The organism is Paenibacillus zanthoxyli JH29, from assembly GCF_000520715.1.
GTDB classification, from domain to species: Bacteria; Bacillota; Bacilli; order Paenibacillales; family Paenibacillaceae; genus Paenibacillus_AQ; species Paenibacillus_AQ zanthoxyli.
This window is the reverse complement of the sequence record NZ_ASSD01000176.1, coordinates 1-8,433: the sequence shown is the minus strand read 5'-3', so window position 1 is coordinate 8,433 and position 8,433 is coordinate 1. Positions and strand designations below refer to the sequence as shown.

Below are 8,433 nucleotides of genomic sequence, written 5' to 3'. Positions count from 1 at the left end.
GTCAACAGCGTGGTCCGCAAGCTGCCGGCCGCTCCCGTCGAGTCCGGCGGAACCGCTTATGTGCCGCTGCGTTTTGTCGGCGAAGCCACCGGCGGCGGCGTAGTCTGGAACGCGTCCTCAAGAAGCGTCCAAATTACAAGACCTGTATCCAAAAGCCAGGATAAAGCGGACATTGTCTCCCTGATGAGCACGCTGACGAGCTATTTTAACTCGGAGAATACAGCGGGGATTACCTCTTTGTCCCAGGCAGGCTCGGACTTCGCTCTGAGTATCAGCGCCATTGAATTTTCATTCCGCACTTACGATTTGAAGAGCGAAATCAAGAGCGTCGATATCCTTAGCCTTGATGCGAATGAAGCTACGGTGGCTACAGTAGAGACCTCCACCCGCATCGGAGGAGCCTATATTCCGGACACGCAGGACGAGTATATCTATACCCTTGTCCGTAACGGATCATGGAAGGTATCGAATATACAGACTCAGAAATCGACCCTTCTCTTGACGCGAGACCAAGGGATGAAGCCCGCTGAAATGCCGCAAAGCATCAGTACAGCCATTCAGGAATTGCTCAAACGCCATTATCAGAGCCTGAACGACAAAAATGTGGCCGGAACGCTATCCACCTTAACTTCTCATGGCGAAGCACTTAAAGATACGCAAAAAAAATCCTGGGAGGATTTCTTCAAGTCGTATAATTTGAGCTATGCCGTCTCAGCTTCAAATGTCTTTTACTACAGCGAAAATGAAGCAGCCGCCTATGTCGAGCGGCAAATTACGGATAAGAATGAATCGGCGACTTACAACCAGACCCTCATTCTGGTACTGAACAAGTCAGCAGAAGGCACCTGGACCATCAGTAACAGCTACACCGTCTCCGATACAATGGAAGGCGAAACAAATAATCCGTAAAGGATGTTTTTATGATGAGATCATTCAAAAAATTAACGGCCGCAGCCGCCGGAAGCTGTCTAGCTTTATCGCTAGTTTTATCTCCCGCTGCTTTTGCCGCCGATAGCAGTGAGGCCGCCAGTAAGACTTCTTCGGAAACCGAATTGATTAATGAGGTTATGCAGTACATAGAGAACTACAACTTGACCGGTGCTGACAGGGATGCCCTGATCCGCGCTGCGATCGACGGTATGGTAGACTCGCTTGACGATCCTTACAGCCAGTATTTCAGCGGCGAGGAGAGTAAAGAGTTTCAAAATCAGTTGGCCTTGGATTACGTGGGTATCGGGGTACAATTGGTCTTTACGGGTAACGAGCTGTATATCGAACAGATCATGCCCGGATCGCCTGCGGAAAGCGCAGGGCTCAAACGCGGGGATACGATTCTGAAGATTAACGGTGTGAAAGTCAGCGAGATAAAGAACGATCCGATCAGCGGAGAGGCAGGGACCAAAGTCACGCTGCTCATCCAGCGCGGCGGGGCGGCCAAGACTTACACCGTAAAGCGGAGCGAGATCAATTATCCATCCGTTTCCGGCAAAATCGTTGGGCCGAAAATCGCCTATATTTCGCTGAACGGCTTCACAGAGGATTCGGACGAAGAATTTGCAGCCGTACTCAAAAAAATGCGCGCGGCGGGAATGAAATCCATGGTCCTCGATCTCCGGAACAATGGGGGCGGGTACATGGATTCCGCCTATAACATCGCCTCTCAATTCATTGACAAGGGAATCATGATGTACACTGCGGACAACACGGGCGAGCTTACTCCGGTAACGATTACGGACGGCTCTAAAATGAATGTGCCCGTAGTTATTCTAACGAACGAATATACCGCCAGCGCCTCCGAAGCACTGACCGGGGCGCTGCATGACAATCATCTGGCTACCGTTGTCGGTACCCAAACCTTCGGAAAAGCGCGGATTCAAAGCCTGCTGGACCTCTCCGACGGCGGTCTGCTCAAGCTGACCACGGAACGGTATCTGACTCCAAGCAAAGCCGATTTCAACCATATCGGGCTCTCGCCGGATCTTGAGGTCAAGGGCGAGGCGGCGCAGATTATTACCGCCCTTCAGCTTGCGGGCATGAAATCGATTGAGGCTGCGGGCGACAATCACATTCTGGACGTTGGCGGCACCGCCTTTGCCGGCAATGTCGGTCTGGTGAAACAGGGCGGCAGAATCTACGGCTCTGCCCGCGTACTCTCCGCACTTGTAGAGAGCAATCTGGCATGGGACGCCAAGAATAAGAAGGTCATCGTGACTACCGGGTCCGGCAAAGCATCCAGCTTTACCGTTTCCTCCAAAGAAGCGCTCTCCCAAAACGGGGAAACCTTCATTGCACTGGGTGCCTTCAAGAAGAAATTTCCGTCCCTGGTCTGGGCCTATAACCAGACGCAAAATCGTCTGACGCTATCCGTAAAATAAGGGCAATCCTTATCCACATCCACTATTTTGGCCTAAAATAATAAAGGTGCCGCCAACGTTCAGGCTGAACGTCGGCGGCACCTTTATTCATGGTATCGGCCCCTAAGCCGGTGGCTTCGATGGCGTTATTGCTGGCCCGCAGGACCTTGGGGCGGCTTCTGCCGAGTGTCCCTAGCTTTGGCTTCCCGGTTCTGGTAATCCCTGTTTTGGTTCCCCCGCGCCTGGTTTTCCCGGCCCTGATTCTCCAAGCCCTGAGCTTCGCGCGCCTGAATCTCACGCGATCCGCTTTTTTTGCCTTGATATTCCTTGTTCCTGTTATCTCTGCTGCGTTCCTTGAACGGTCTCTCCTTGGGAGTAAATTCTTTAACTGGCTGCTCCCGGGAAACTGCCGACTCCGCTTGGAACTTCCTGGAGGATAATTGCGGAATGGCTTCCTTCTTGGCGGAAGTCTCCTGGGAAGCGGCCTCCTTGACAAAGATTTCCTTCGGAACCTCTCCCGGCTCCTTGATCAGAATATCCTTGGCATTTGGGTCCTTCGGCGCATCCTTCAGCTTGCGGAGGACGAAATAGGCACAGCCGAAATTGCAATATTCATTGATATAATCTACCAATCCGCAAATCGCCGTGTCCCGGTTCACTTTCGGGTGATTATCCCGGTAAAATCCTTTCAAACGCAGCTGGTTGTAGCCCCAATCGCCAACAATATAGTCGTAGCGGTCAAGCACCTCGCTGTACCTTCCACGGAAGCTTTCCGGATTCCAGCCTTCCTTATGATTCACCATGAGCTCGTAGCTTTTGCCGCCTATAATGATCAAGCAAGACTCGCCTGCCTTTCACAAAAAAATATGTTGCGCCGGCGGTCAGTTGGCCGCCGTGCGTTCCCCGCGGGTCTTCGCGGCCGATTCGACCTGCTCATGCGCATGGTAAGAACTGCGTACGAGCGGCCCAGCCTCAACGTGGCTGAAGCCCCGCTTCAATCCCTCTTCCTTCAGCCGTACAAACTCCTCCGGCGGATAGTATTTGACGACGTCCAGATGCTGCGGAGAAGGCTGCAGATATTGGCCCAGCGTAAGGATATCGCAGTCAACCTCGCGCAAGTCGTCCATCGCCTGCAAAATTTCGTCCCACTCCTCGCCGACGCCCAGCATAATACTGGACTTGGTCGGAATGTTCGGCTTCATTTCTTTAGCCCGGCGCAGCAGCTCCAGGGAGCGGCGGTACTTCGCCTTCGCCCGCACCCGGTCGGACATGCGCTCGACGGTCTCGATATTATGATTCAGAATGTCGGGATTGCTGTCCATAACAATCTGGAGACTGCCCTGGTCGCCGAGAAAATCGGGAATGAGCACTTCCACGCTGCACAGCGGCAGGCGTCTGCGGATCGCGGCAACCGTCTCGGCAAAAATCTTCGCTCCGCCGTCCTTCAAATCGTCGCGCGCCACGCTCGTTACGACGCAGTGCCGCAGATTCATGCCTCCTGCGGCTTCGGCCACTCGTTCCGGCTCCTGAAGATCCAATTCGGTAGGCATCCCGGTGTTAACCGCACAGAAACGGCAGGCGCGGGTGCAAATATCGCCCAGGATCATAAAAGTAGCGGTACGGTTCGCCCAGCATTCGTAAATGTTCGGGCAGCGTGCCTCTTCGCAGACGGTATGTAAAGTTTTAGAACGCATCATCCCTTTAATATCCTGATAATTCTCGCCGGTCGTCAGCTTAATCCGAATCCAATCCGGCTTGGGTTGTTTGGCAGTTTCTTTTCTGGTCATGGTAGTAAACCCCTCTTCCGACTGAATGTGAAAAGCTTTAAAGTTACTGCCTTTCATTATAACATGCGCCGTAGGGAAATGCCTGCTTTTGTGAAGGAAGAGTGACAAACTCAATAGCGAGGCCAGAATCCAGCGGTATAAAATGTGCGGATTTGTTCAATCTAAGATATAGCTTAGTTCATACGGAATGAAAGGAGAACTATTACTGTGCCGTTATGGAGCGTAAATACGAGACGGGTACTGCTGTCTCTATCTGCGGCGGCTCTGCTATGGGGAACTCTTGACAATCCGGCGGTAAATGCCGGTCTTACCCCTCCGAAGGATACGAGAACCACAGCAGTCCCGGAAAAAAAAGATAAGCCAGCAGGTAAACCTCAAGCCGCTAAAAACGGCAGTTCTACCTCCGGTTCACGGAATACCCTTCGTTCTGCCGACGCCGGAAACGTCTTTGCCATCCGCCAGGAGCTATACGATCAAATGAGTGCAGCCACAGGCATTCCTTGGTTCCGTTTTGCCGCCATTGACCAATATGAGCGTACCCTTACCAAAAAAAGTAAAGGCAGGAGCGGTGAATCTCAGCGCCTCACCGGAATTCATATCCCGGCGCCGCTATGGTGTGGACCGCTGAATCCCAACCAGGAGGACGTCTCTCCGGCTTCAATTGCCTTCTTCAACGGCATTGGCCGCGACGGCTCAGGAGACGGCAAAGCCGATCCGGAGAACGATCTCGACGCGCTGTACACGATGGCCCGCCACCTGATGAAATACGGCAATTCCGCCAGCGACTTTGGCATTGGCGTCTGGGAATACTACCATAACCCCCGCGCTTCCCAGCGCGTCGCCCAATTCGCGAAGCTGTACGATCATTTCGGCCGTCTGGATTTGTCGGGCAGCGCTTTTCCGCTCCCGCTCGGCAGCACCTATTCCTTCCACAGCACCTGGGGAACCGGAAGAAGCTGGGGCGGCGCGCGGATACATGAAGGCACCGACCTGTTCACACCGTACGGCGTTACTGTGCGGAGTACCTGTTACGGCATTGTGGAGACCAAGGGCTGGAACCGATACGGCGGCTGGCGGATCGGCATCCGCGACATCGAGAACCGCTACCACTATTACGCCCACCTCTCCGGCTTTGATAAATCGCTGTCCGCCGGCGATATCGTCACTCCCGGACAGCAGCTTGGCTGGGCCGGCAGCTCCGGCTACGGCAAACCGGGCACTCAGGGTAAATTCCCGCCGCATCTGCACTACGGCATATATAAAGACCGCGGGCTCACAGAATGGGCCTTCGATCCTTATCCGCTGCTGAAGCAGTGGGAGAATGCGGAACGGAAGGCGCTGCATAAGAACAAAAAGGGCAGCTTTGGCAAGAACACATATTGAGAAAAGTGGTGCGTCTTCTCGTGGAGAGAACTTCCGTTTCCCGCCGAAATAGAAGACTTTAGCGTCCAGATTCGTCTCTGCCAATGCCGTATTCCGCCAGTTTGCGGTACAAGGTCGACTTGCCGATATTCAGCATCCGGGCAGCCCCCACAACATTACCGCTGCTTGCATCCAGCGCGCGGCGGATGCTCTCTATCTCGCTCTGCCGCATGCTCTTGACTGAGCAAGGATCGGCAGGTGCGGACGCATGGGCGAGCGTAGGACGCGGGTCCGGCGGGCTGTTTTCCTTCTGCCCGGACGGAACCCGGACCGCATCCGATTCGGAAATACATTCCGAGCCGCATAGATAGTAGGCGCGCTGTACCGCGTTTTGCAGTTCACGCGCATTCCCTCTCCACTGCCGGTCTTGCAGTCTTTCCAGAAATGCGGGGTCAAACCGTTTGGCCGGCCCGGGATTATCCCGATTGCACTTGCGGAGGAAGAGCTGGGCAAGCGGCGCGAGATCCTCGGTACGCTCCCGCAGCGGCAGCAGCTTGAGGTTAATGACATTGAGCCGGTAATACAAATCGCTGCGGTAAGTCTTCTGCGAAATTTCCTCCAGCAGATCGCGGTTGGTGGCCGCGATGACCCGGACGTCCAGCGTGCGTTCATGCTTGCCGCCGATTCGCCGGACCTTGTGGTTATCCAGCACCCGCAGCAGCTTGGCTTGGATCTCCAGCGACAGTTCCCCGATTTCGTCCAGAAATAGGGTTCCGCCATTCGCCAGCTCGAACTTTCCGGGATTGCCTTCACGCAGCGCGCCGGTAAATGAGCCTTTTTCATACCCGAACAGTTCACTCTCTACCAATTCTCTCGGGAGCGCCGCGCAATTTATAGCGATAAACGGTCCATCCGCGCGCAAGCTGCCGTTATGAATGGACTGGGCAAACAGCTCTTTGCCGGTGCCGCTCTCTCCTTCGATCAGAACCGTGCAGTTCGTTCTGGCGATTTTCCTTGCAAAATCGATCTGTTCCCGCATATAAGGATGATGGGTTACGATATCCTCAAACCGGTAGTTCGCCTTGAAGCCGGCAAGCTGATTAACCTCTCTGCGCACCTGCCTCGCTTCCCGGATCGTAAGCGACGCTCCGATGATCCGATCACCAAAGGAGTATGGAAAGATATTGGCCATGCAATCGATTTTTCTGCCATTTACTGTAAGTGTGCAATCCGCATAACTGATGCAGCGCTTGTTCCGGAACACGCCGTCTAGATCGACATCCTGCAGCAGTTCCTTAATATCCAGCCTCCGAACCTCTTCCATCCCCAGCATAAAAATCGAGGCCAGCCGTTCATTAAACTGCCTGACCCGATAGTCCGTATCAATCACCAGCAGTCCGTCCTGCATCGACTGAAATACGGCATTCATCAGCTGGTTCGTCTCCAGCACGTTAAGCTGTTCTTCGATGCTGCTTACGGCCGATACAGCGATGCCGAAGGTATGGGGATGCACATCCTCCGCTTTGCCTGACAGGTCCAAACATCCGATCACTCTCCCGGAGCTATCATGAATAGGGGCCGCCGAGCAGGTCCATGCATGATGCGATTCGCAGTAATGCTCGCCCCCGAGCACCTGCAAAGGCATGTCGATGGCCAGCGCGGTTCCGACGGCGTTGGTGCCGACGCTGAGCTCATCCCATTTTGCCCCCTCGATAAAATTCACCTTCGCGCATTCCGGCTCAATCTCCTTGTTAAGCAGGGTGCTGAGCAGCACCCCATCCTGGTCAGTCAGAACGATGGCGTAAACGGTATCCTTGATCACCTGATAGATGCTGTTCATAATCGGTTTGGCTACGGATATGAGCAGGCTCTTCTCTTCCAGCCGCCGCGCCAGCTCCTCCTTGGATACCTGCACCCCTTTTCCCTGCTGCGGGTTAACTCCGGCCATCCGGCATCTCCTCCATGAAGCGGCAATAACAGGCCGTATTCCTTCTGGGACCTCCCCCTGTTCTTCAAAAGCATCCCAGCTTCTCACCGTAGTCGGATAACTGATCATAATAAGCCGCCTCCCCCTTGTCTTTGCATGCTTTTGGCGCTTCCCGCGCAGCAGATGCCCTCAAGAAACGGCGTTACCCGACTGCCAATAGGTATCGGCCCACCGCGCGCTGGCGACCGCGAGTTATATTTGTATGCGCTTACACTCTTGCTTTATTATAAGGGGCTGCCTGGAAGCTGATACATGCAAAAAAACGGATAAGATGAACTTCTCATGACAATTTCCCAATATGGGAAAAGGCAGCGTCCGTTCATCTTATCCGCAGGCGGAAGCAGGGAGCTTCGCTTAATGCGAATGGATCGCGCGATGATTCACGGCCAGCGCCGCTTCGAGCAAAGCTTCAGACACGGTTGGATGCGCATGCACCGTCGTTTCGATTTCATCCACCGTCGATTCCAGCCGAATCGCCAGTGCGCCGGTCGCGATCATATCCGTGGCCCTTGGACCGGCAATATGAAGTCCGAGTACTTCACCGGTCCGCGCATCGGTTACATATTTGACCAAACCATTGGTTTCGCCCATAATCATGGATTTACCGTTGGCCTGAAGCGGAAAGCTTCCCGTCTTCACTTCCAATCCTTGTTCCCGGGCGCCGTCTTCGGTCAAACCGACCGAAGCCAGCTCCGGTCTCGTATACACGCAGGACGGCACCGTCCGGAAATCCACCGGGGACGGCTTCCCCATGATATGCTCCACCGCAACGACGCCTTCCGCCGAGGCGACATGCGCCAGCATGATTCCGCCGACGCAGTCGCCGATGGCGTAAATGGACGGCACCGCCGTCTGCATGTTGCGGTCTACCTCTATGGCGCCCTTCTTCATAGAGACGCCGAGAATCTCAAGCCCAAGTCCCGACGTCATCGGACGGCGGCCA

General features: G+C 54.4%; 7 protein-coding genes. 3 read left to right on the top strand and 4 right to left on the bottom strand.

Annotation, left to right across the window (positions count from 1 at the left end; translation table 11 throughout):
* On the top strand, positions 1-909 hold a 909-nt coding region (locus L691_RS0107035; protein ID WP_025689635.1), incomplete at its 5' end, for a stalk domain-containing protein.
* An 11-nt stretch (positions 910-920) separates the two neighbouring features.
* Positions 921-2,375, top strand: coding sequence for a S41 family peptidase (locus L691_RS0107030; RefSeq protein ID WP_084653928.1), 1,455 nt, complete (start codon positions 921-923; stop codon positions 2,373-2,375).
* A gap of 125 nt (positions 2,376-2,500) precedes the next feature.
* Here the strand turns inward: L691_RS0107030 and L691_RS31145 are convergent, their stop codons facing one another.
* A complete protein-coding gene (locus L691_RS31145) occupies positions 2,501-3,190 on the bottom strand; it encodes a YutD family protein (protein ID WP_025689633.1) in 690 nt (229 codons plus the stop codon).
* Between the two features lie 45 nt (positions 3,191-3,235).
* Positions 3,236-4,141 carry a lipoyl synthase gene (gene lipA / locus L691_RS0107020; RefSeq protein ID WP_025689632.1) on the bottom strand — a complete coding sequence of 302 codons (906 nt, stop codon included), beginning with the start codon at positions 4,139-4,141 and terminating at the stop codon, positions 3,236-3,238.
* A gap of 207 nt (positions 4,142-4,348) precedes the next feature.
* Between lipA and L691_RS0107015 the strand changes: the two genes are divergently transcribed.
* Complete coding sequence (locus L691_RS0107015; protein WP_025689631.1) at positions 4,349-5,524, top strand: M23 family metallopeptidase; 1,176 nt, start codon at positions 4,349-4,351, stop codon at positions 5,522-5,524.
* A 58-nt stretch (positions 5,525-5,582) separates the two neighbouring features.
* Here the strand turns inward: L691_RS0107015 and L691_RS0107010 are convergent, their stop codons facing one another.
* Together L691_RS0107010 and L691_RS0107005 are read right to left on the bottom strand one after the other, a co-directional pair.
* Entirely contained in the window at positions 5,583-7,559 is a 1,977-nt protein-coding gene (locus L691_RS0107010) for a sigma-54-dependent Fis family transcriptional regulator (protein ID WP_025689630.1), read from the bottom strand.
* Between the two features lie 285 nt (positions 7,560-7,844).
* Positions 7,845-8,433 (bottom strand): FAD-dependent oxidoreductase (locus L691_RS0107005; RefSeq protein WP_025689629.1); only part of this gene is annotated, 589 nt, incomplete at its 5' end.

Coding starts and splice junctions, on each gene's coding strand:
- L691_RS0107010 (WP_025689630.1), bottom strand. CDS start 7,559: ATGATCAGTTATCCGACTACGGTGAGAAGCTGGGATGCTTTTGAAGAA.
- L691_RS0107030 (WP_084653928.1), top strand. CDS start 921: ATGATGAGATCATTCAAAAAATTAACGGCCGCAGCCGCCGGAAGCTGT.
- lipA (WP_025689632.1), bottom strand. CDS start 4,141: ATGACCAGAAAAGAAACTGCCAAACAACCCAAGCCGGATTGGATTCGG.